Annotated in this window: 16 protein-coding genes; 4 read left to right on the top strand and 12 right to left on the bottom strand. The window is 70.4% G+C overall.

What is annotated here, in order from left to right:
- Positions 1–353 precede the first annotated feature (353 nt).
- The 3 genes from ACIBAF_RS43660 to ACIBAF_RS43670 all read right to left on the bottom strand — a co-directional run bounded on the left by ACIBAF_RS43660 (position 354) and on the right by ACIBAF_RS43670 (position 4,356).
- Entirely contained in the window at positions 354–2,132 is a 1,779-nt protein-coding gene (locus ACIBAF_RS43660; protein ID WP_399471416.1) for a cation:proton antiporter, read from the bottom strand.
- Positions 2,133–2,253: 121 nt separating this feature from the next.
- Complete coding sequence (locus ACIBAF_RS43665) at positions 2,254–3,174, bottom strand: aldose 1-epimerase family protein (RefSeq protein WP_399471418.1); 921 nt, start codon at positions 3,172–3,174, stop codon at positions 2,254–2,256.
- Positions 3,175–3,402: 228 nt separating this feature from the next.
- Positions 3,403–4,356 carry a DUF389 domain-containing protein gene (locus ACIBAF_RS43670; protein ID WP_399471420.1) on the bottom strand — a complete coding sequence of 318 codons (954 nt, stop codon included), beginning with the start codon at positions 4,354–4,356 and terminating at the stop codon, positions 3,403–3,405.
- A gap of 370 nt (positions 4,357–4,726) precedes the next feature.
- On the opposite strand from ACIBAF_RS43670, the gene ACIBAF_RS43675 reads away from it, so the two are divergent.
- The 3 genes from ACIBAF_RS43675 to ACIBAF_RS43685 all read left to right on the top strand — a co-directional run bounded on the left by ACIBAF_RS43675 (position 4,727) and on the right by ACIBAF_RS43685 (position 9,245).
- Positions 4,727–6,547 carry a glycoside hydrolase family 15 protein gene (locus tag ACIBAF_RS43675; protein ID WP_399471422.1) on the top strand — a complete coding sequence of 607 codons (1,821 nt, stop codon included), beginning with the start codon at positions 4,727–4,729 and terminating at the stop codon, positions 6,545–6,547.
- Between the two features lie 3 nt (positions 6,548–6,550).
- Positions 6,551–7,495, top strand: a complete 945-nt coding sequence (locus tag ACIBAF_RS43680) for a cyclase family protein (protein WP_399471424.1) — start codon at positions 6,551–6,553, stop codon at positions 7,493–7,495.
- 169 nt (positions 7,496–7,664) lie between these two features.
- Positions 7,665–9,245 (top strand): GMC oxidoreductase, encoded by a 1,581-nt coding sequence (locus tag ACIBAF_RS43685; protein ID WP_399471426.1) that lies wholly within the window; start codon positions 7,665–7,667, stop codon positions 9,243–9,245.
- A 37-nt stretch (positions 9,246–9,282) separates the two neighbouring features.
- Here the strand turns inward: ACIBAF_RS43685 and ACIBAF_RS43690 are convergent, their stop codons facing one another.
- The 9 genes from ACIBAF_RS43690 to ACIBAF_RS43730 all read right to left on the bottom strand — a co-directional run bounded on the left by ACIBAF_RS43690 (position 9,283) and on the right by ACIBAF_RS43730 (position 18,827).
- Positions 9,283–10,323, bottom strand: a complete 1,041-nt coding sequence (locus ACIBAF_RS43690) for a cytochrome d ubiquinol oxidase subunit II (RefSeq protein WP_399471428.1) — start codon at positions 10,321–10,323, stop codon at positions 9,283–9,285.
- Entirely contained in the window at positions 10,323–11,810 is a 1,488-nt protein-coding gene (locus ACIBAF_RS43695) for a cytochrome ubiquinol oxidase subunit I (RefSeq protein WP_399471430.1), read from the bottom strand. Before ACIBAF_RS43695 ends, ACIBAF_RS43690 begins: the two co-directional genes overlap by 1 nt.
- A 117-nt stretch (positions 11,811–11,927) precedes the next feature.
- Entirely contained in the window at positions 11,928–13,268 is a 1,341-nt protein-coding gene (locus ACIBAF_RS43700) for an NAD(P)/FAD-dependent oxidoreductase (RefSeq protein ID WP_399471432.1), read from the bottom strand.
- 6 nt (positions 13,269–13,274) lie between these two features.
- Positions 13,275–14,114: an SDR family oxidoreductase gene (locus tag ACIBAF_RS43705; RefSeq protein WP_399471478.1), complete on the bottom strand. Its 840-nt coding sequence runs from the start codon at positions 14,112–14,114 to the stop codon at positions 13,275–13,277.
- Positions 14,115–14,306: 192 nt separating this feature from the next.
- Positions 14,307–14,546 carry a hypothetical protein gene (locus ACIBAF_RS43710; protein WP_399471433.1) on the bottom strand — a complete coding sequence of 80 codons (240 nt, stop codon included), beginning with the start codon at positions 14,544–14,546 and terminating at the stop codon, positions 14,307–14,309.
- Positions 14,547–14,805: 259 nt separating this feature from the next.
- On the bottom strand, positions 14,806–15,420 hold the full coding sequence (locus ACIBAF_RS43715) for a GTP-binding protein (protein WP_399471435.1): 615 nt from the start codon (positions 15,418–15,420) through the stop codon (positions 14,806–14,808).
- Positions 15,368–15,808 (bottom strand): DUF742 domain-containing protein, encoded by a 441-nt coding sequence (locus tag ACIBAF_RS43720; protein ID WP_399471436.1) that lies wholly within the window; start codon positions 15,806–15,808, stop codon positions 15,368–15,370. The genes ACIBAF_RS43715 and ACIBAF_RS43720 overlap by 53 nt, the downstream gene beginning before the upstream one ends.
- A 48-nt stretch (positions 15,809–15,856) precedes the next feature.
- Positions 15,857–16,312, bottom strand: a complete 456-nt coding sequence (locus ACIBAF_RS43725; protein WP_399471438.1) for a roadblock/LC7 domain-containing protein — start codon at positions 16,310–16,312, stop codon at positions 15,857–15,859.
- A gap of 1 nt (position 16,313) precedes the next feature.
- Positions 16,314–18,827 carry an ATP-binding protein gene (locus ACIBAF_RS43730; protein WP_399471441.1) on the bottom strand — a complete coding sequence of 838 codons (2,514 nt, stop codon included), beginning with the start codon at positions 18,825–18,827 and terminating at the stop codon, positions 16,314–16,316.
- A 417-nt stretch (positions 18,828–19,244) separates the two neighbouring features.
- Here ACIBAF_RS43730 and ACIBAF_RS43735 point away from each other — a divergent pair, with 417 nt between their 5' ends.
- Entirely contained in the window at positions 19,245–20,420 is a 1,176-nt protein-coding gene (locus tag ACIBAF_RS43735) for a substrate-binding domain-containing protein (RefSeq protein WP_399471443.1), read from the top strand.
- Positions 20,421–21,076: the final 656 nt, after the last annotated feature.

A 21,076-nucleotide genomic window follows, 5' to 3' on the forward strand; every position in this document is an offset into this window, starting at 1 on the left:
CGGGCATCTTGCCGTCCTTCACCCACCGCCACGCGGTCTGGTAGCTCACGCCCTGCTGGCGTGCCCACTCCGAAAGCTTCACGAGACCACAGTATTCGAAATGGATGACTAGAGGTGACTATGAATGACTAGAAAATCTGTAGCAGCTTTCACCCCCACGCCCCTCCCCGGTTCGCCTGACTTGCGGAGTGAACGTGCTGCGTCGGCCCGAATGCCGGTGGGCGTCGTGCCCCTGGGACTGTCCATGCGGGTGACGTGCGCGGGCACCGCGAGTCGGGTCGTGTGAGCCGCGGTCCCAGGTACGGCTCGCCGGGAACAACGGGATTCGGGCGGGCGGGAGCCGACGGCCCGGTCTACTCCGCCGGACTCTCGGTCCCCTGTCGGCCCGGGGCCAGCAGGACGGCCGTGTCCCCGGGCCGGGGACACGGCGTGCCGCCTCCCGTGACCGGATCGAGGCGGCCGTCCCTCCGCACGAGGAACAGCAGATCGCTGCCGGGCCGCGGGGCGTCGCCGGCGGGCTGCCTCACCACGGCTGCCCCGTCCTGGTACCTGCGGGAGAACGTCGGCCAGGTCAGATCCGGGCCGAACAGAACCTCGCCGCCGATGAACGGCCCCAGCGCACCGTGGCTGTCGGCCGGTGCGGTGAGGCGGTGGACCGTTCCCTCCACGCTGCCTCGCAGAATCACCGCCGCCAGTGCGTTGAAGTCGTCCTCGGCCGTGAGGAAGTACACCGCCGTGATGCCCTCCAACTCGGCGGCCCCACCCGTGGCGGCGCCCAGCAGCTCACCGGGCGCAAGCTCGATCCCGGCCCGCCGGATGCGTTCACGCTGTTCCTCTTCCCCTGCCCACATCAACACCTCCAGCCCTGCTGCCTTCAGGGCCACGCCCAGGTCGACCACCCAGGGGTCGCCGCCGACCAGCAGGGGCCGTGAGCGGGACGAGCGCACGACGCCCAGGCGCCGGGCGACGGGCGAGGCGGTCAGACCGTAGAGCGTCACGGTCGCGACGATGACCACGAACGTGGCCGGAAGGATCTTCGACGCGCCTCCGATCCCCTCGGCCACCAGGCCGCCCGAGAAGGTCGAAGCGGTGGCGGCCGCGACGATGCCGCGCGGCGCCATCCAGCCGATGAGGCCCCGCTCGCCGCGTGTCAGGTCGGTGCCGAGGGTGGACACAACGGCGACCAGCGGCCGGACGGCCAGCACCAGAAGGGCGGCGAGCCCGAGTGCGGGCAGCCATACATGGCGCAGCGAGTGCGGGGTGACGGTGGCCGAGATCGAGATGAAGAGCAGGCCGAGGATCAGGCTGACCAGGGTCTCGAAGAACGGCCGACGCGCGGGTACGTCCATGCCGGGGAGGTTGGCGACGGCCAGGCCCATCACCACGGCGGCGATGAGTCCCGTGTCGTCGCGCAGGACATCGCACAGCGCCGTCACACCGATCACCGCGGCAAGCTGCGCTGTGGTGCCGAGGACCTCGCCGAGGCGCAGCACCCGGAACAGCGTCCACAGCAGAGCCGCCCCGACCGCTCCTCCGGCGGCTCCGATTCCCATGCTGGCCAGGAATTGCGCCGTCCCACTGCCGAGGTGGTGGCCCGAGCTCGCGACGACCGCGTGGAAGACCAGGGCTCCCAGGACACCGCCGACCGGGTCGATGAGGGAGCCTTCCCAGATCAGGATGCGCTGGAGCCGGTCCTTCGGTCGCACGAAGCCGAGCAGCGGTCCGACCACCGTCGGCCCCGAGACCACGAGGATCGCGCCGAGCATGAGCGCCGCCCGTGCGGACATGCCCAGCAGCGGTGCGGCGAGAAGCGTGCCGAGCAGCCCGGTGATCAGGACGCCGATCCAGATCAGCCGGACCACGACGCGGCGGGTGTGTCCCTTCAGCCTCGCCAGGTCCAGTCCGAGGCCGGCGTCGTAGAGGATCACGGCGACGGCGAGCGACACCAGCGGGGAGAACGCCGCCCCCAGCAGCCGTTCGGGGTCGACGTCGTCGATCAGCGCGCCGGCGGCGAAGCCGACCGGCAGCAGGACGATGAGGGCGGGGATGCGCAGGCGACTGGCCAGGATCTGCGACCCGACGGCCAGGACCACGATCAGGCCCACGCCGATGAGTACCTGGTTCGTCGTCACGAGCGGCCCTTTCGATGGGTGGTGGCGGGACGGGCCGGTGCTCCTGCCGGTTGGCTGCGCGGCCGGGCGGGTCGGACCTCCGCTGAGTGCCGCGGGAATGTCGGGGACCGTGGCGGCGCCGTCACTCTTCCCACGGCGTGATCCCCCAGCGGACGGTGTGCTGCTCGCCGGGGCCGAGGCTGATGAGCCCGGCGCCGCTGCGGAAGGCGTCCGGCGGGCAGGTCATCGGCTCGATGGCGACCGCGCGACGGCGCTCCCCCGGCGGGAGGGTGTCGCCGGTGTAGAGCTGCACGTAGTCGGCGCCTTCACCCAGCCACACGTCCGTGCCGAACGCACCCGACGGGTGGGCCAGGCGCACCAGGGCGCGACCGTCCGCCTCCCGGTCGAGGTCACCGAAGGGCGTGTCCAGCCGGAGCGCACCGACAGCTTGTGGTGTGCGCAGGTCGTACTCGGTTCCGGCGACCGGCTCGGCGCCCACCGGCAGGCCGCGCTCATCGGTGCGCAGCCAGGTCCGTGCGGGGACGGTCAGCACCGCCTGGTCGACGACCGCGGTGCCCGCGGTGACGTAGGGGTGCTGGCCGAAGCCGTAGGGTGCGGCGCTCGCGTCCAGGTTGCGCGCGGTGACGGCGACGTGGAGCCCGCTCTCGCTCAGCGCGTACTCGGCGCGGACGTGGAGGTGGAACGGGTAGCCCGGCTGCGGCCACAGCGGAACCTCCAGGACGGCGCGGCTGTCGCTCGCCTCCACGACCCGCCACGCGACCCACCGGAGCAGCCCGTGGATGGCGTTGCCGCCGGCCGGTTCGGTGAGCGGCAGCTGCAGATCCTGTCCGTCCCACGGGTATCGGCCGTCGCGGATCCGGTTGGGCCACGGCACCAGGATCTGGCCACGCCCGCCGGTGATCCGGTCCTGTTCGGCGAATCCGTCGATCACGGTGCGCTCACCGGCCACGTATGACCGAAGAGCCGCGCCCAGTTCGACGATGACGGCACGGTGCGTGCCGTGACGGAGGGTCAGTTGCCGTCCGGTGCGGCTCTCCTGCACGCGTGGCCTCCTTGCGTCCCGTCCGGCGTCCTCGGACGCCGACGCGGTGGTGGCCTGCGGTGTCGGCCCCCTCGTGGGGAGCGTGTGACCCCGCATCGACCCGGTCAAGCGCAACACGTTCCCGCCGGCGGAATCGCCGGGCAGGTTCGCCTGCTGGGGCCACAGGCCGTAGCAGGCGACGGTCGGCGCACGGGCGCTCGTGATGTCTCCCGGACGGGGACGGCGGCGTCACCCGCTGCCCGAGCGCGCGCCGCGATTGCCGATGTACCGCCAGACAGCCCGTTGGAACCTGATCATCAGTACGCCCACCAGGATCAACAGCACGATGTTGAGCAGGAGTTGGACCAGGGATCCGCGCGCCTCGCTCCAGCTGGAGAACGCGCAGGAGACGCCGATGTCGGCGGCGGCCGGGATGGTGGTGACCGAGATGAAGACGCCGAGCAGCGCGCTCGTCCTGGCCTGGGTCAGGGACATGATCCCGACGATGCCGGCCAGCACCGCGACGACGACGGAGAAGACGTTGGGGGCGTCGATGAGCGTGGAGACCGGCCTGATGCCCAGCTCGAATGCCCTGGGTTGAAAGTCGAGAGCCCGGATCGCCCACGAGAACAGGAAGGTCACCAGGACGGCCAGCAGGAATCCCACGGTCAGCGCGAGCAGTCCCTGCCGGATCCTGGCGCCGTTGCCGCGGTCGATGCCCAGCGCGACGCTGGTAATGGCGCCGTACTCCGGTCCGACGACCATCGCCGCGACGATGAGGATCTGGGAGTTGGTGATGATGCCCACCGCTCCGATGACGCCTGCGATGGCCAGGTAGACGTAGAAGCTCGGCAGGTAGGTGCCCTCGGCGCGAATGCGCGCTTCGACCTCCTCCCAGACCGGCGCGTGCGCGAGCGCCCCGAGTTGCCGCCGCTCGGCTTCGGCCGCGGTGCCGGAGAAGGCCATCTCCACCGGCTCGATGACGATGGATCCACGGTGGTCGAGTTCCAGCTCGCGCAGACCGCGCAGCACGGTGTTGGCCGCACCCGCCAGGATGTCGCACTCGATCGCGTTGCCGTCGGGGTTGTGCGCCAGTTCGGCAAGGACGACCAGGTTGAAGACATAGCGGTCGTCGGTCAGCAGCCCGATCGTCCGGGGGGTGAGATCCGGGGGGCTCACCAGCCGGACGTGGATCATCTCCATGCACAACCTCCATCGCTCGGCCGACGGACCCACCCAGCCGCCACGGCGCCCGAGCGCCGGGCCCTCTCGTCTGTGACCGACCGACTCCGTTCAGTAACTCCCGATGGGCTGGGGTCGGCAAGCCGGGTGCGGTACTCGACTCCAGCGCCTCCGGTCGCCTCGATCGCCCGGCCGGGCCAGGACCCACGGCTGCGGCGGGCCTGTGACAGGTCACCGTCGCGCCGAAAGAGCGCTGGCGCCGGCCGGCGGACTGTCGTCACCGGCTGCCGTGGGCGAGCCGTCGTCGACCGCTTCCGACGAGCAAGGGCCACCCGGGTGGCCGATAGTGGAAGCAGGGGGCTCTTCCACTTCCCGAGGCTTCGGAGCTGCCATGGACCGCTACCCTCCCATCGCCGAACACGGTTTGGTGGGCGACCTGCAGACCGCCGCGCTCGTCTCGTCGCAGGGGGTCGTGGACTGGTTGGCGGCTCCCCGGTTCGACTCGCCCAGCGTCTTCGCCGCGCTGCTCGACCACGACGGCGGCGGGTACCTGCGGCTGGCCCCCGAGCACCCCGACGCGACCTGCAAGCAGCTCTACTACCCCGACACGGCCATTCTGGTGACCCGGTTCATGTCACCGGACGGGGTGGGCGAGGTGGTCGACTTCATGCCTCCGGACCGAACCCGCACCGCCACCGACCGGCACACCCTGATACGCCTCGTGCGTGCCGTGCGGGGGACCGTCGACTTCACGCTCGAGTGCCGGCCGCGCTTCGACTACGGCCGGGCCGAGCACCGGCTGGAGCTCGGCGAGAACACCGGCCTGTTCCGGTCCCCGGGCATGGACGCGCATCTGCAGGCCTCCTTCCCGCTGGAGAGGGACGGCCAGGACGTACGCGGCAGGGTGACGCTGCGGGCCGGCGAGTCGGGCGGCGCCGTGTTCACCGTCTGCGCGTCCGGCGGCGAGGCGCCTGCAGCCCTCACGGTCGACGGGCTCACCGCACAGCTCGACGACACCGGACTCTTCTGGCAGAACTGGTTGCGCCAGTCCCGCTATCGCGGACGCTGGCCCGAACTGGTGCACCGTTCGGTCATCACCCTCAAGCTCCTCACCTACGCCCCCACCGGCGCCCTCGTCGCGGCGGCCACCATGGGCCTGCCCGAGCAGATCGGCGGAGAGCGCAACTGGGACTACCGGTTCACCTGGGTACGCGACGGCGCGCTGTCCGTGCGGGCCATGCTGGACCTCGGCTTCGTCGAGGAGGCCACCGCCTTCGTCCACTGGCTCGTCGACAGGCTGCAGGAGCGCGAGGGCAAGGAGGGAGAGCCGCTCCAGACGATGTACCGGGTCGACGGCAACGCCGACCTGCCGGAGGAGACACTCGAACACTTCGAGGGCTACCGCGGCTCCTCCCCTGTCCGCATCGGCAACGGAGCCGCCGATCAGCTCCAGCTGGACATCTACGGCGAGGCCATCTACGCCGTGTCCCAGGGCCGCGAGATCGCGCAGCAGAACACGTACCGGGGATGGAAGACGACGGCCAGGCTGCTGGACTGGCTCGCCGACCACTGGGACCGGCCGGACGAGGGCATCTGGGAGACCCGAGGCGGCCGCCAGGACTTCACCTACAGCCGCGTGATGGGCTGGGTCGCCTTCGACCACGGGCTGAGCCTGGCCGAGGACTTCCGCAGGCCCGCCGACGTGGTGAAGTGGCGCAGCGCCAGGGACGCCGTCTTCGAACAGGTCATGGAACGCGGCTGGAGCGAGCGGGAGGGCGCCTTCGTCCAGCACTACGGCGGCGACGTCCTGGACGCTTCCCTGCTGCTCATGCCGAGGGTCCGGTTCATCGCCCCCAGGGACCCGGCCTGGCTCTCCACGCTCGACGCGATGGACCGCAAGCTGGTCTCCGACAGTCTCGTCTACCGCTACGACCCGGCGGCGTCGCCGGACGGGCTGCGCGGCTCGGAGGGCACCTTCAGTCTGTGCACCTTCCTCTACGTCGACGCGCTGGCCCGGGCGGGACGGCTGTCCCAGGCCCGCTACACCTTCGAGAAGATGCAGACCTACGCCAACCACGTCGGGCTCTTCGCCGAGGAGGTCGGTCCGACCGGGGAGCAACTGGGCAACTTCCCGCAGGCGTTCACCCATCTGTCACTCATCATGGCGGCCACCACCCTCGACGAGGCACTCGACGCGGAGAACGGGCGCTGACCCATGGTCACGCATGCCCGTCCGGCAGAACCGCCACGGCTGACCGAGGACGAGTTCGGCGTGCTGTACCGGCGTCTGCACTCGCGCTCCGCCTGGGCCGCGGGCGCCCGGGGCGCTCTGGACGCCCTCACACCCGCCCGGGTGCTGGCCGCCGCCCGCGAGGTGCGGACCGGCCGGACGGTGACGCTCGCCGCGCCGGTGGAGACGCGCGCCGGGCCGGACAATCCGGAGCCCGCGAAGCACCGGATGAGGGGGCAGCCGGGCGAAGTCGCCTCCAGCGGGCTCCACTTCGCGATGGACAGCTTCACGATGAACGTGCACGGTGACGCCGACAGTCACATCGACGCCCTGTGCCACGTGATCTACGACGGCGCCCTGCACGGCGGCGTGCCCGCGAGCAGCGTCACGGTGGACGGGGCCACGACGCTCTCCATCGAGGCGGCTCACGACGGGATCGTCGGACGCGGGGTGCTGCTGGACATCCCGCGGTTGCGTGGCGTGCCGTGGCTCGAACCGGGTGATCACGTGATGGCCGACGACCTCGCCGCGGCCGAGACGGCCCAGCACCTCCGCGTGAGCGAGGGCGACCTCCTCCTCGTCCGCGTCGGCCACCGCCGACGCCGCGCCGAACTCGGACCGTGGCAGGCGGCACGGGAGCGCGCCGGGCTCCACCCGTCCGCGCTGGAGTTCCTCGCCGACCGGCGGGTCTGCGTGCTGGGCGGCGACGGGAACAACGACACGGCCCCGAGTTCCACGGAGGGCGTCGACTTCCCCGTGCATGTCCTGGCGGTCCACGCGATGGGCCTTCACCTGCTGGACTACCTGCAGTTCGAGGATCTGGCGCCGGTCTGTGAGGCGGAGGGACGCTGGTCCTTCCTCTGCGTGATCGCTCCGCTGAGGCTGCCGGACGCCACCGGCTCGCCGGTCAACCCGATCGCCGTCCTGTGACCCCGGCGCCCGTGTTCGACTTGATCGGATCGCCGTCACACGACCCACCAGATAGTTTGGTAATTGGTGCCGAATGCCCCGATTGTCCGTCCGGAGCGGCACAGCCCGGCGGACCCCGGACGGACGTTACGGCCAGAACAGCCGACGACTCCTAGAACGGGACCCTCTCATGGCCGACGATCAGCACTACGACGTCATCGTCATCGGCACGGGTGCGGGCGGCGGTACGCTCGCCCACCGACTGGCCCCCAGCGGCAAGCGGGTCCTGATCCTGGAACGCGGCGGCTACCTGCCACGGGAGCGGGACAACTGGGACTCCACCGCCGTCTTCGTCAAGGGCAAATACCGTGCCCCGGAGTTCTGGTACGACAAGCACGGCAAACAGTTCCCGCCGGAGGTGAACTACTACGTCGGGGGGAACACCAAGTTCTACGGCGCCGCGCTCTTCCGGCTCCGGCCCGAGGACTTCGGCGAACTACGCCACCACGACGGCGTCTCCCCGGCCTGGCCGATCCGCTACGAGGACCTGGAGCCGTACTACACCCAGGCCGAACACCTCTATCTGGTGCACGGCCGGCACGGCGAGGACCCCACCGCAGGACCGACCAGCGCCCAGTACGCATACCCGCCGGTCGAGCACGAGGCGCGCATCCAGCAGCTCAGCGACGATCTGGGGAAGGCCGGCCTGCATCCCTTCCACCTGCCGATCGGCGTGAACCTCGCCCAGGACGAGCACGGCCGGGCCACCCATGACAGCGCCTGCATCCGCTGCGACCGGGTCGACGGCTTCCCCTGCCTGGTGGGCGCGAAGTCCGACGCACAGGTGATCTGCGTCGACCCGGCGCTCACGTACGACAACGTCACGATGGTGACCGACGCCCATGTGCGGCGCCTGGAGACCGACCCGACCGGACGCACCGTCACCAGGGTCGTCGCCGAGCTCAAGAACGGAGCGACCGAGGGATTCAGCGCCGACATCGTGGTGGTCGCCGCCGGCGCGGTCAACTCCGCCGTCCTGCTGCTGCGTTCGGCCAACGACAGGCACCCAGGGGGCCTCGCCAACAGCTCGGACGTGGTGGGTCGCCACTACATGCGTCACAACAACCTGGCGCTGATGGCGGTGTCGAAGGAACCCAACCCCACCAAGTTCCAGAAGACCCTGGCACTGAACGACTGGTACCTGGGCGCGGACGACTGGGAGTATCCGCTCGGCGGCATCCAGATGCTCGGCAAGTCGGACTCCGACCAGATCCACGGCGAGGCGCCGCGCTGGGCCGGCGCCGTCATGCCCGACATGCCCTTCGAGGTACTGGCGCACCACGCCGTCGACTTCTGGCTGTGCGGGGAGGACCTTCCGCTGCCCGAGAGCCGGGTCACCCTCGACAAGGACGACGCCATCCACCTGACCCTCGACGAGAAGAACAACATCGCCGGGCTGAAGCGCCTCCAGCACCAACTGAGGGGGATGCTCGGGCACCTGGGCATGCACGAGCACCACCTGCTGGATCACAGCATCTACCTGCACAAGGGCATGCCGATCGGCGCCACCGCGCACCAGGCAGGCACCGTGCGGTTCGGCGACGACCCGCGGAGTTCGGCCCTCGACGTCAACTGCAAGGCGCACGACCTCGACAACCTCTACGTCGTGGACACCAGCTTCTTCCCCAGCATCGGCGCCGTGAACCCGTCACTGACCGCCATCGCCAACGCCCTGCGGGTCGGCGACCACATCTCCGACCGGCTGAGGTGACGGGGACACCGTCGCCGCGCACAACGGCTGAACGCCGCTACAGGTTGTCGCCGGGCGTTCTGGCAGCCCGCGTGTCGGCGTCGGTGAGCTCCTCCAGCTCCCCCATCGTGTCGAGCCGGTAGAGCAGCACCAGTGCCGGGCCGACCAGGACGATCGCGATGGCCGTGACGATCACCAGCCAGCGCAGGGTGTGCGTGGCGCCGGCCGCTTCGGCCACCGTCAGCGAGGTGGGCAGCAGGTAGGGCCGCTGCGCGCAGCCCCAGGCGCCGACGACCAGGGCGACGCTCGCCACCGAGGTGTAGCGGGTCCAGCCGTGGGACCGGCGCAGCAGAAGCAGCACCGTGGCCAGTCCGCAGACTGCCGCCAGGATGATCAGCAGCAGGCCGAGGCCCCCGGTGAGGCCGTCCCAGACGTACCGGGCGTCGTTGTGGGTGACGGGCAGAGCGATGAGTGCGAGGACGACGATCGCGGCGAGGGCGATCAGCGCCCGCAGGCGGAAGTAGTCGGCGAGGTCGTCGGCGCCGTACCGCAGGGCGTCGGAGCAGAGGAAGACCGCCCCGAGGAACGCGGTGGCGGCGATGGCCAGCAGACCCACGAGGACGGAGGTTCCATTGGCCCAGACGTCCGCGGAGGCGGTCGTGCCGACCTTGACCCGCCCGGAGGCGATGCCGCCGAGCACGGCCCCGAGGAAGAACGGCGTGAGCAGCGACGAGACGGCGAACACCGCGCCGTAGATCCGTCGTTGGGCCAGGCGGCGGGTCGGCCTGCGCAGGGCGAACCCGGCGCCGCGGAGGACCAGGCCGACGGCGGCGAGGGCGAGCGGCAGCCACATCGCGGAGAAGACGGCCTGGAACATCGTCGGGAAACCGGTCCACATGACGACCAGGACGAAGATCAACCAGACGTTGTTGACCTCCCAGACCGGCGCCATGGCCTGGTCGATCAGCCAGCGGGGCCGCTTGCCACGCTCCGCACCGCCGGCCACCAGGTCCCAGAAGCCCGCGCCGTAGTCGGTGCCTCCGGCGCAGGCATAGGCGGCGATCGCGATCACCAGCACCCATGCGACGAAGTCGGCCATTACGACGCACCTCCGGGGGTGTGGCCGGACCCGCCACGGGGCGCGGACCCGGTGGCTGCAGGCTCGGGCTCGCTCGTGGGCCCGTAGGGGGTGTCGGCCTCCGGGGGCAGATCGCGGCGCGCTGTGAGCATGCCCTCGTCGGCGATGCGCCAGCGGGTGCGCATCTTCAGCACGACCGCGAGGAACGCGCCGAAGACGGCCACGTACACGGCCATGACGATGCCGAGCATCGCCCACAGCGATCCGGCGCGCGTGCTGGTCACCGCCTCCGAGACCTTCATGTGGTGGTAGACGATCCAGGGTTGGCGGCCGACCTCCGTGGTGATCCACCCGCACTCGACGGTGACCAGGCACGCGACTCCGGCGAGCGCGGCGCAGCGGTAGAACCAGCGGCTGCCGGGGTTGTCGCGATGCCGCCACCAGGACCAGGCGTACCAGAGCGCGAGCAGGATCAGCACGCTGCCGATGGTGACCATGATGTCGAAGGCCCAGTGCGCGATCGTGGCCTGGACGACGGTGGGGCGGTCGGAGGCCGGCACCGACGTCAGCCCGGTCACCTGGGTGCTGGGCTTGAAGCCGGCGAGGATCGAGTCCAGTTGGGGGATCTTCAGTCCGCCGGAGATCGTCCCGTCACTGTTCAGCCGTCCGAACATGTACTCCGGTACGTGGGTGTCGGTCTTCCAGACGATCTCCATGGCGGCGAACTTGATCGGCTGCTTGTGGAAGACGGCGCGGGCGGCGGAGTCGCCGAGCATGAACTGGACCGGAGTGAGGACCGCGGCAACCGTGAACGGCACGGTGAAGCCCAGCCGGTGGTAGCGGTCGCGGCGCCCACGCAGCCAGCCGACCGCGTACACGCCGGCGACCACGTAGCCGGCGGTCAGGAGCATCGCGACCACGAAATGCCAGTACTCCGGGCCGAACATCGGTGTGAAGATCGCCTGTTGCACGTCGACGTCGCCGGGTTTGCCCTGGGCGTCCAGGCTGAACCCCTGCGGTGTGTTCATCCAGGAGTTGGCCGCGATGATGCCGAACGCTCCCATCAGGGCGGCCAGCGGCAGCGGTACGGCGAGCCAGAAGTGGGTCCAGGGCTTGAGCCGGCGCCAACCGTAGAGGTAGATCGCGATCAGGACGGCCTCAAGGAAGAACGCCCACGCCTCGACGCCGAACCCGAGGCCGAAGACGTCTCCCCAGCGGCCCATCATGCCGGGCCACAGCAGGCCGAACTCGAAGGACAGCACGGTGCCGGTGACGATGCCGATGGCGAACTGGACGGCCATCACCGCCGACCAGCGCCGGGCGAGCTGAAGGGCGACGGGGTCGTCGCGGCGGAGCGCCCGGTGGTGCATGAGCAGCGTGATGAACGGCAGTGCGACGCCGAACGGGACCAGCAGAATGTGCGAGGCCAGGGTGAAGGCCATCAGCTCGCGCGCGGGCAGGAGTTGGGTGGGGGTGCTGTTCGCCAGAAGGGCAGCGGTGCTGAGCATGTGCGCCTCGAGAATCTGCCCTGCGCGCGGGGGTGGCGGGGCTGAGGAGGGACAGAATGCGGACGGGACAGGATGCGGAGGGACGCCCGTGGAAGGTCGGCCGACCGAGGCCCGTCCTCAGGGAGGCGGCGCGGGCGCCTTCGGCGCGGGCCCCCGGCCGGCCGGAGCAGCTGTGTCGGACAGGGCGAAGGCGCGTTCGCGGCGCGAGCTGGTGGCGAAGGCGACGGACCAGCTGAGCACCGCTCCCAGCCTGCTGCGGAAGCCGGTGAGGAAGGCCAGGTGGATGAAGAGCCAGGCCAGCCAGCCGGTGAAGCCCGACAGATGCAGCGGGCCGGCCTTGACGACGGCCCGGCCGCGGGCGATGTAGGCGGCGCTGCCGAGATCCACGTACTTGAAGGGCTTCGGCGCCTTCGTCCTGCCTTCCACGACATGGCGCACACTCCGGCCCGCGTACGCACCCGACTGCATGGCGACCTCGGCCAGGCCCGGGAGCCGGTTCAGGCTCATCACGTCACCGGTGACGCGGATCTCCGGATGGCCGGGGACGGTGAGGTCGGGTTCGACGAGGATGCGACCGGCCCGGTCCTGTTCGGCGCCGGTTGCCCGGGCCAGCGCGCCGGCGATCGGCGGGGCCTCGACGCCCGCCGTCCACAGCACGGTGCGTGCGCCGAACCGGGTGGTCCTGCCGTCCTGGTCTTGTACCGTCAGGCCGTGCGCGTCGATGTCGGTGACCATCGTGCCCAGGTGGAGCTCGACACCGAGGTGCTGCAGGGTCCGGACCGCACGGTGCGCCAGCCGAGGGCCGAACGCACCCAGTACCGCGTCGGACCCCTCGAAAAGCAGCACCCGGGCCTTGGCGGAATCAATCTGCTGAAACTCCCGGTCGAGCGTGTGTCCGGCGATCTCCCGAATCTGTCCGGCGAGTTCGACACCGGTCGGCCCGCCGCCGACGAGCGCGAAGGTGAGCCACTGCTGCCGTTCCCGGTCGTTCGCCGCCGTTTCGGCCATCTCGAACGCCCGGTAGATCCGTCGGCGGATGTCCAGCGCGTCGTCCAGGGTCTTCATGCCGGGGGCGTGCGCGGCGAACTCGTCGTGCCCGAAGTAGGACTGGCGCATGCCCACCGCGACGATCAGATCGTCGTAGGGCAGCTGGACGATTCCGCCCCCGGGCCGCCGGGCGTGCACCAACCGGGCGCCGGCATCCACGTCGGTGGCCTCGGCGAGCACACACCTCACGTTGCGGTGGCGCCGAAGGACCCCGCGCAGCGGTTGCGCGATCTGCCCCTCGGACAGGATCCCGGACGCGCACTGATACAGCAGCGGTTGGAAGAGGTGGTGGGCACGGCGGTCGACCACGGTCACCGCCACCGGTGACCGCCGCAGCGCACGGGCGGCGAACAGCCCCGCGAACCCCCCGCCGAGGATCACCACCCGGCGGGGCGTGACATGGTCCTGCATCGGAGATCAGCCTCCGGTTGCGAAGCCGGGGAAGAGCGTCATTCCGCCGTCGACGTAGAGGGTGGCGCCGACGACGTAGTCGAGCAGGTCGGATGCCATGGCGACGACGGCGTTGGCGATGTCGTCCGGGTCGCCCACGCGGCGGTACGGGATCAGCCGCAGGAGGTCGGCCTCGGCCTCGGGGGTGGACCAGGCGTCGCGGTTGATCGGCGTGCGGATGGCGCCGGGCGCGACGGCGTTGACCCTGATCCGCTGGGGCGCCAGCTCCTGGGCGAGGGTCTGCATCAGCATGCCCACCCCGCCCTTGGAGGAGGCGTAGTTCACGTGGCCCGACCACGGGACGATCTGGTGGACCGAGCTCATGCAGATGATCTTTCCCGCCGAACGGGAGACCTCCTCCACCACGCCGCGCCGGACGAACTCCTTGGCTGCCTCCCGCGCGCACAGGAACTGGCCGGTCAGGTTGACGTCGATGACCTTCTGCCACTGGGCGAGCGTCATCTCCGTCACGGCTGCGTCCCGCTGGAGGCCGGCGTTGGCCACCATGATGTCGATGGTGCCGAACTCCTCGACCATCCGCGCGACCATGGCGGTCACCTGGTCCTCGTCGGACACGTCGGCCTCGTGGGCGTAGGCGCGGACCCCGAAGCTCTCGATCTCCTTCACGACGTTCTCTGCCTCGTGCGCGCCGACGACGTAGTTCACCACGACGTCCGCTCCGGCCCGGCCCAGGGCAACGGCGGTCGCCAGGCCGATGCCCGAGTTGGCACCGGTCACCAGCGCCTTCTGACCTCTGAGAAGCTGCGCGGACACCACTCCGCGGTTCTCGTTGACGTTTCCTGCCACCACGATCTCTCCTTCTGCGTTTCGGACGGCCGCCCTCGGCATCCGGACGACGCGCAGGAGAGGGTCCGGACGTCGGCCGGCTCGCCAGGACAGACACAGGAGCCGTCGCACACCCGGCCCCCAGACGAAAGCACCCTGCGCCGCGGGTGAGACGGACCGGCGCGCAACCCAGCCGTACTTCGGCCGGGCACGTCACACCGTCGGGCTACGACCCGCCCCGCGGCGCGCATCATCACCGAAGCCGCCGTAGATCTCGGTGCGCTTGGCGGCGTCCTCCAAGGCCGCCTGGTCCGGGTACTGGTGGAGCTTCAGCGAGATCTGCTCCTGGACGGCAGGGGTCAGCGGCGAGCTGCCGGTCACGCCCCACGGAAGATCGCGGGCGCCCACGGCGTGCTGCGACGACACGCAGGTCGTGATCATGATGGTGGCCATCACCAGGGCGATCAGCAGGCCACCGACCAGCGCCCGTCAGGACGGCGGCTTCGGTCCCTGATCGGTCCCCTGGACGCGGCGCCTCCCCCGCCCGGCCCGTCCGGCCCCGGGGACGGCGGGTGTGGGGCAGCAGACAGAACCACGCCGCAGGTCACAGGCGGATGATGACCAGCGCCGTGTCGTCGGTGTTGCCGGTGGACGGGAGGAGGTCGGCCAGCCCGCGCGGCTGGGGCGGGCACGGCAGACCGGCCTTCCGCCGTCAGGGCAGCGCGGCGGCTTCCGCGCGGGACACGGCGACCTGCAGAGCGGCCAGCAGCGCGTCGCGGACCGAGCCCGTCTTCCGCGCGTCGAAGACGATCAGCGGTACGTGTTCGGCGATGTCCAGCGCCCACCGCACCTCCTCGAGGCGGTGCTCGACCTTCCCGTCGAAAGCGTTCACGGCGACCGCGAAGGGGACGTCTCGGTGCTCGAAGTAGTCCACCGCCGCGTAGCAGTCGTCGAGTCGACGGGTGTCCACGATCACCAGGCTGGCGAGGGCGCCCTCCACCAGGTCGTCCCACATGAAGCCGAACCGGTCCTGGCCCGGGGTGCCGAACAGGTACAGCTTCAGTGTCGGGTCGATGGTCACGCGGCCGAAGTCCATGGCGACCGTGGTGGTGGTCTTGCCCGGGGTGTGGGTGAGGTCGTCCACTCCCGCCGCGACCTCGGTGATCGCGGCCTCCGTGGTCAGCGGTCGTATCTCGGATATCGAGGCCACGGCCGTGGTCTTGCCCACCCCGAAGCCGCCGGCGATGACCAGCTTGACCGGTGTCGGAGGCTGTTCAGCTGGTGTCACGGACTGTTTCCCGTGAGTCGGGAACGGCACGGAGACCATCGATAACCCTTCGCAGCACGGAGAGATCCTGGGCGATCGCGGCGTTCGGCCGATGGACCGAGAGGTGCCCGGCGGCACGCAGGTCCTCGACCAGCACGCGCACGACGTTGAGGTGCAGTCGCAGTCCGGCGGCGAGTTCCGCCACCGACAGCGGTCGTCGGCCCGCCGCGACGATGTCGTGGTGTTCGAAAGTGAGCGTGTGAAGGGCCAGGAGCCCGGCCGAGGTCGACACGATCTGGGTCTCCACCGGCATCGGCGGGGAGTCGCCGCCTGCCGACACCCGGCCGGTGGTCAGGAGGAACGGCCGGATCGCGGGGGCGCGGCGCCGCGGCGCCGCCGGGTCCTCGGGATTCCCTGCCGCCTCGTGCGATGGTCCGACGACGGACATCACGATCCCTTCACGATGTGCCTGCACCCGTGCTCGGCCCGGGAAAGGTCAGTGGGCCGACGCCGCGCCGACACTGTTCTTCAGCTCCAGCACCAGTTGGGGGGTGAGCGCGGCCCCGGCCCGTTTGGCGAAGAGGGTCATCGCGTAGGCGATGTTGCCCAGCTTCGCGGCCTCGGAGGTCACGATGCCGAGGACGGCGCCGGCTCCGATGGCCGACACCAGCACATGGCCGTGCTCCAGGTCGAGGATGACCTTGTTGAGGCCGCCGAGACCGTAGTTTCCGGACGCGCCCGCGGCGAGACTCGTCAGACCGGCCACGATCGCGGCGAGCCGTTCGGAGTCGGCCTGCTCACGCAGCCGGGAGGCGGCGATCAGCAGACCGTCCGACGACACCGCGATGGCGTCGGACACGCCGACGGTGTCTGCGGCGAAACGTTCGAGCAACCAGGTGAAATCGGCCGCGGCGGTCCGCAGGTCGGTCGGTTCCGGCTTCTCGGAACTCATGTCAGCTGTCGACGTGGGCACTGCCCGGCTCCTTCTGGGATTCCTGGTGCTGAGATGGTGCAGAGCCCGTCGGAGCATGGTCGTAGTCCTGCTCCGCCCGGAGTACCGCGGCTTCGAACGCGTCGAGTTCCGAACGGACGGCCTCGGCGTCCAGGGGCTGCCGTGCGGCCGACGGTGTCCGGTCGACCGGGGAGGCGGTCCGGGCGAGTGTCGCTCCCCGCTCCCGCCGACGCAGTGGCCTGGCGGTACGCGGTGATGACGGTGTGTCCGGTGCGGCGTTTCGCTCCGCGTCGGTCCGCGCGACGGTCTGTTCCACGGTGGTCGGCCCCGCGTCGGCGGGGGGCCTGACGCGCCGGGGCAGCTCACCGCTCGGCGACGGAGCCCCCTGCCGGTGCGGGCGGACGGCGGAAACAGCGGCCGGCGGGGGCGACGGCGCCCGCCCGGTGGTCTCCTTCTCCGACCTCGCCGGGAACCGCGTCACGTTCGCGGCCGGGCCCGCGGTCACGGGCTCCGGGAGGTTTACGGGGCTCATGGCCGACAGGAGCGCGGCGGGGACCCACACGGTGGCGGTGACGCCGCCGCCCGGCGTACGGTTCAGGGCCACCCGCACACCCCAGCGCCGGGCGAGGCTCCCGACCACGAAGAGACCGAGTACCTCGGTCGGTGCGAGATCGAGCCGTTCCCGGCGGATCAGCCGGGCGTTCTCCTCCGCGAGGCGTCCGGGGTCCATGCCGAGGCCGTGGTCGATGATCTCGATCAGAGCCCCGCCGTCCTCGGTGATGTCGGCGCCGGGGCGGACCACCACCTCGACGGGAGTGTCGGAGGGGGAGAACGCGACCGCGTTCTCCAGCAGTTCGGCGAACATCAGGGTCAGGTCGCCGATGACGTCAGGCACGACGGCGGACTCCGTCCCGGACCGCAGGGACACCCGCTCATAGCCCTCGATCTGGGCGAGCGACGCCCGGACGACGTCGGCCAGCGGGATCGGCCGGGACTCGAAGCCGCTCTCCCGGACGCCGGCGAGCAGCATCAGGCTGTCGGCGTTGCGCTGGAGGCGTACGGCGATGTGGTCGATGCGGTACAGCTGTTCGAGGAGTTGGAGGTCGGTCTCCTCGCTCTCCATCGCATCGATCAGAAACAGCTGGCGGGTCGTCAGGATGCTCACTCTGCGGCCGACGTTGCCGAACATCTCGGCCACGTTGCGGCGGCTCAGTACCTGTCGCTCCAGCAACTGGGAGGCGGCCACCTGTACCTGGTTGAACACCTCGGCCAGTCCGCCGATCTCGTCGCGCACCGGGACGGGGATAGGCCGCGGCTGCAACCGGGTGATGTCGTCGGACTCGTCGTCCGCGACCCGGGCCAGTTCCTCGCCCGCCACGTCGACCACCTGCTGGGCGGCGTCGGTCAGGGCCACCAGGGGACGTACGACCGAGCGCCGGACCAGAACGGAGAAGGTCAGCCAGGCGACAAAGCCGAGCACGGCCAGACCGACCAGGTACAGCGCGCCTCGCAGGGCGCCCGCGGAGGCGCTGTCGGCCTCGGCGGCGGTCTGCTCGATCAGCGACCGGGTGATGCCGAGGCGGGTCCCGGACTGGCGCGTCCCGTCGGCGATCGCGCTGCGCAGCTGCGCCGGGGTCTTGCCCTGCAGGGCACCGGGATCGATCTGCAACTGCGCGAACTCAGCCTCGATGCCGTTCTGTTCGGCGCCGCGCTCGATGCCGTCCATGGCCAGCGCCTGAGCGGGTGTGGCGATCCGCCGGAACCGGCGGGACTGCTGGTCGTAGAGGGCGCGGGAGGCGACCGCGCGGCTGTACTCGTCGAGGGCGTTGGCGTCCCGGGTCTGCGCGGAGAACACCGCGCTCTCGAAGGACGCGTGGGCGGCGTCGGCGCGCAGCACCGTGTCGAGAAGCTCCGTGACCGTGGACGACGAGGTGCCGGAGTAACGGTCCAGACCGATGCCGTCGATCAGGTAGTCGACAGCGGAGGCGTAGGCGGGGTCGATGTCGGCGACGGCGACATAGCCGCGTTCGAGCCTGGCGCGCAGGACGCCGAGGCCGCGGATGTAGTCGAGCGCCTGCACCTCCTCGCGCGGCAGGCCCGCGGCGAACGCCGAACGCACGGCGGTGACCTGCGCATCGGTGTTCCGCTCCGCCCGGCGGTAGTCGACGGTCGACGACAGGGGGGCTCCGGGGCGGGCCGTTTCGTACTGCACGGAGAGCAGGAGCGCCTGCCGGTGTTCGGCCTGTACCTCGTTGATGAGCCGCGCGACCTGTTCGCTGTCGCGCACCAGGTCCGCTATTCGGCCCGCGTCCCGGGCCTGCCGGGCCTGGCCGTAGGCGCCGATTCCGAGAAGCACACCGACGGCCGCGATCGGCGCGATCACCAGGACGTTGAGCTTGCGGCGGAAGGGCCACCGATCGAGGACGTTCGCCGCCTTCCGACGCGACCACGGATGCCGGTCGGCCGTCCCTGGTGGTTCGGGGGCGAGCGGCGGGTTCCGTCTGCTGGTGGACACCCGGGCCTCCTTCGACGATGAAATCACGCCAGTGTCTGAAACCTGCGGCGTGAGCGTATCTGTACGCACAGCGACATCACAGGCTTGCGATCATCAAAAATTGATTACGGATTTTTCATGTCCGATCGACACACCGTGACAACCCATCCATGATGTCCGTCGTGGCACCGCGCGCCGCCGACGGATGTACTGCGCCGGGCGGGGGAATTGACGCGATCCCACCGATTGCGCATGATCCTCGGCAGCAAGCGTGCCGCCGCCCCTCCCACCCCGGGCCACCGCTCGGGATCGCCGCCACGCCGTGGTCCCGCAGACCTGTCCGTACGAGGCGAAGCGGGCCCTTGTGACGGTGCCGCGCGCCGGAGCTGTCGCCTGCCCCGAAGTCCCTCCCTCCTCGCCCAGCCTCACCGCACCCTCATGCCCCATGTTGGAGATCCCGTGCACCCCACCCGCAGGGCAGCCCTGACGGCGACCGCCCTCCTGGCCACCGTCACACTCGTCGCCGGCTGCGACAGCGGCACCGAGACCGCCGGATCCGTCGCCGCGACCTCCGGTGACTCGGCCAAACCCGACTGCCCCGCCGCCCTCACCCGGGCCAAGCAGGAGGTCAAGGCGGCCGAGGACGTCGACGCGCCCTGGTCCGGACCGACCAGCGGACCCGCGGTCGTCCCGGACCGGACCATCGTCTACATCGCCCAGACGCTGACCAATCCCGGTGTCGAGGGCGTCGCCAAGGGCGTCCAGGAAGCCGCCGGCATCATCGGCTGGCACGTCCGCACCATCAACGGCCAGGGCACGCCGGCAGGGCTCAAGAACGCCTTCGACCAGGCCCTCGCCCTCAGACCCGACGGCATAGTCATCGGCGGCTTCGATCCTTCCTCCACCGCCGAGCATGTGGCGCGGGCGGACGCCGCCCGCATCCCGCTGATCGGCTGGCACGCCGTCACCGCCCCCGGCCCCAGCGCGAACCCGAAGCTGTTCACCAACATCACCACAAGGGTCGAGGACGTGGCGAGGCTCAGCGCCGACTGGATCATCGCGCGGTCCAACGGCCGTGCGGGCGTCGTGCTGTTCACCGACGCCACGATCCCGTTCGCGAAGCACAAGTCCGACCTGATCAAGCAGGAACTCGCCACCTGCTCCGGCGTGACGCTGCTGAGCTACGAGAACATCCCGATCCCCCGGGCCAACAGCCTCACCATCGACCGGGTCTCCTCCCTTGCCGCCCGCTTCGGCAACAGATGGACCTACTCCGCCGCCATCAACGACCTGTACTTCGGCTATGCGGGCTCCGCCCTGCGTGCGGCCGGAAAGGACGGTGCGGGAGCCCCGTTCAATATCGGGGCCGGTGACGGCGACCCGTCGGCGTTCGAGCGCATCAACGGCAAGGAGTTCCAGGCCGCCACCGTCCCCGAACCGCTGTCCGAGCAGGGCTGGCAGATCATCGACGAGTTCAACCGCGCCTTCGCGGGCAAGCCGTCCAGCGGGTACGTCGCCCCCGTCCACATCACCACCGCGGCCAACAGCGGCGGTGCGCCGTCCTGGGACTCCGAGGGCTACCGCGAGGCCTACCGCAAGATGTGGGACAAGTAGCCGCGCGTCGAAATCCGTCACCGCCTCCGGCAATACCGCTCCGACGCGTACAGAGCAGCGGGTCAAGTCGAAGACGCCGGCGCGGGCGGTCGCGCGGTCGGGCCAGAAGCGGGTGCCGATCTCCTCTTTGAGTACAGCCCAGAAGCTCTCCGCGGCGGCGTTGTCGAAGCAGCTGCCGGTCCGTCCCAGTCTCGATCACGGGCAGCGGAGCACACTCGCAGCTGGTCGGCGAGCCGGGTGAAGTACCTCACCGAGCTCCTCAACTCCGCGCGCGGGCAAGGGCGTCCGGTGGTACTGGTGTCCGACCACGGGCATGTGCATGTGCATGTGCTATGAGTCCTTTGAGGATCTTGGCGGCCCTTGTCGATCAACGCCGATCTGTAACGTTTTCGCAGGTCAAGTGGTCTGATCGATGTCAGCCCTGTCCGGTCCTTGTCGATCCGTTCCTGTCCTTGTGGCCCCTGTATGACCCCTGTATGGCCCCTGAGCATCTTTGAGGGCTGTTCAGGACCCGCGGCAGCCGGCATCCGACCAGCTCGGGGAAAGGGGCGAACCTTCGCGCAGCGGATCCCCATTCCAAAGCGCAGAGGCTCCGCCCAGCACTTGGGACGGAACCTCTGTGGCCGGTGCCGCAGGCCATGACGTCCGCCCACAGC

Origin of the sequence: Streptomyces sp. NPDC051677 (genome assembly GCF_044453465.1) — a bacterium.
GTDB lineage: Bacteria > Actinomycetota > Actinomycetes > Streptomycetales > Streptomycetaceae > Streptomyces.

What these genes read in the sequence shown, in the direction of transcription:
- ACIBAF_RS43670 (WP_399471420.1), bottom strand. Translation starts at nt 4,356, where the DNA reads ATGGAGATGATCCACGTCCGGCTGGTGAGCCCCCCGGATCTCACCCCC.
- ACIBAF_RS43675 (WP_399471422.1), top strand. Translation starts at nt 4,727, where the DNA reads ATGGACCGCTACCCTCCCATCGCCGAACACGGTTTGGTGGGCGACCTG.
- ACIBAF_RS43680 (WP_399471424.1), top strand. Translation starts at nt 6,551, where the DNA reads ATGGTCACGCATGCCCGTCCGGCAGAACCGCCACGGCTGACCGAGGAC.
- ACIBAF_RS43685 (WP_399471426.1), top strand. Translation starts at nt 7,665, where the DNA reads ATGGCCGACGATCAGCACTACGACGTCATCGTCATCGGCACGGGTGCG.
- ACIBAF_RS43690 (WP_399471428.1), bottom strand. Translation starts at nt 10,323, where the DNA reads ATGGCCGACTTCGTCGCATGGGTGCTGGTGATCGCGATCGCCGCCTAT.
- ACIBAF_RS43695 (WP_399471430.1), bottom strand. Translation starts at nt 11,810, where the DNA reads ATGCTCAGCACCGCTGCCCTTCTGGCGAACAGCACCCCCACCCAACTC.
- ACIBAF_RS43700 (WP_399471432.1), bottom strand. Translation starts at nt 13,268, where the DNA reads ATGCAGGACCATGTCACGCCCCGCCGGGTGGTGATCCTCGGCGGGGGG.
- ACIBAF_RS43710 (WP_399471433.1), bottom strand. Translation starts at nt 14,546, where the DNA reads ATGGCCACCATCATGATCACGACCTGCGTGTCGTCGCAGCACGCCGTG.
- ACIBAF_RS43715 (WP_399471435.1), bottom strand. Translation starts at nt 15,420, where the DNA reads ATGGTCTCCGTGCCGTTCCCGACTCACGGGAAACAGTCCGTGACACCA.
- ACIBAF_RS43720 (WP_399471436.1), bottom strand. Translation starts at nt 15,808, where the DNA reads ATGTCCGTCGTCGGACCATCGCACGAGGCGGCAGGGAATCCCGAGGAC.
- ACIBAF_RS43725 (WP_399471438.1), bottom strand. Translation starts at nt 16,312, where the DNA reads ATGAGTTCCGAGAAGCCGGAACCGACCGACCTGCGGACCGCCGCGGCC.
- ACIBAF_RS43735 (WP_399471443.1), top strand. Translation starts at nt 19,245, where the DNA reads ATGCCCCATGTTGGAGATCCCGTGCACCCCACCCGCAGGGCAGCCCTG.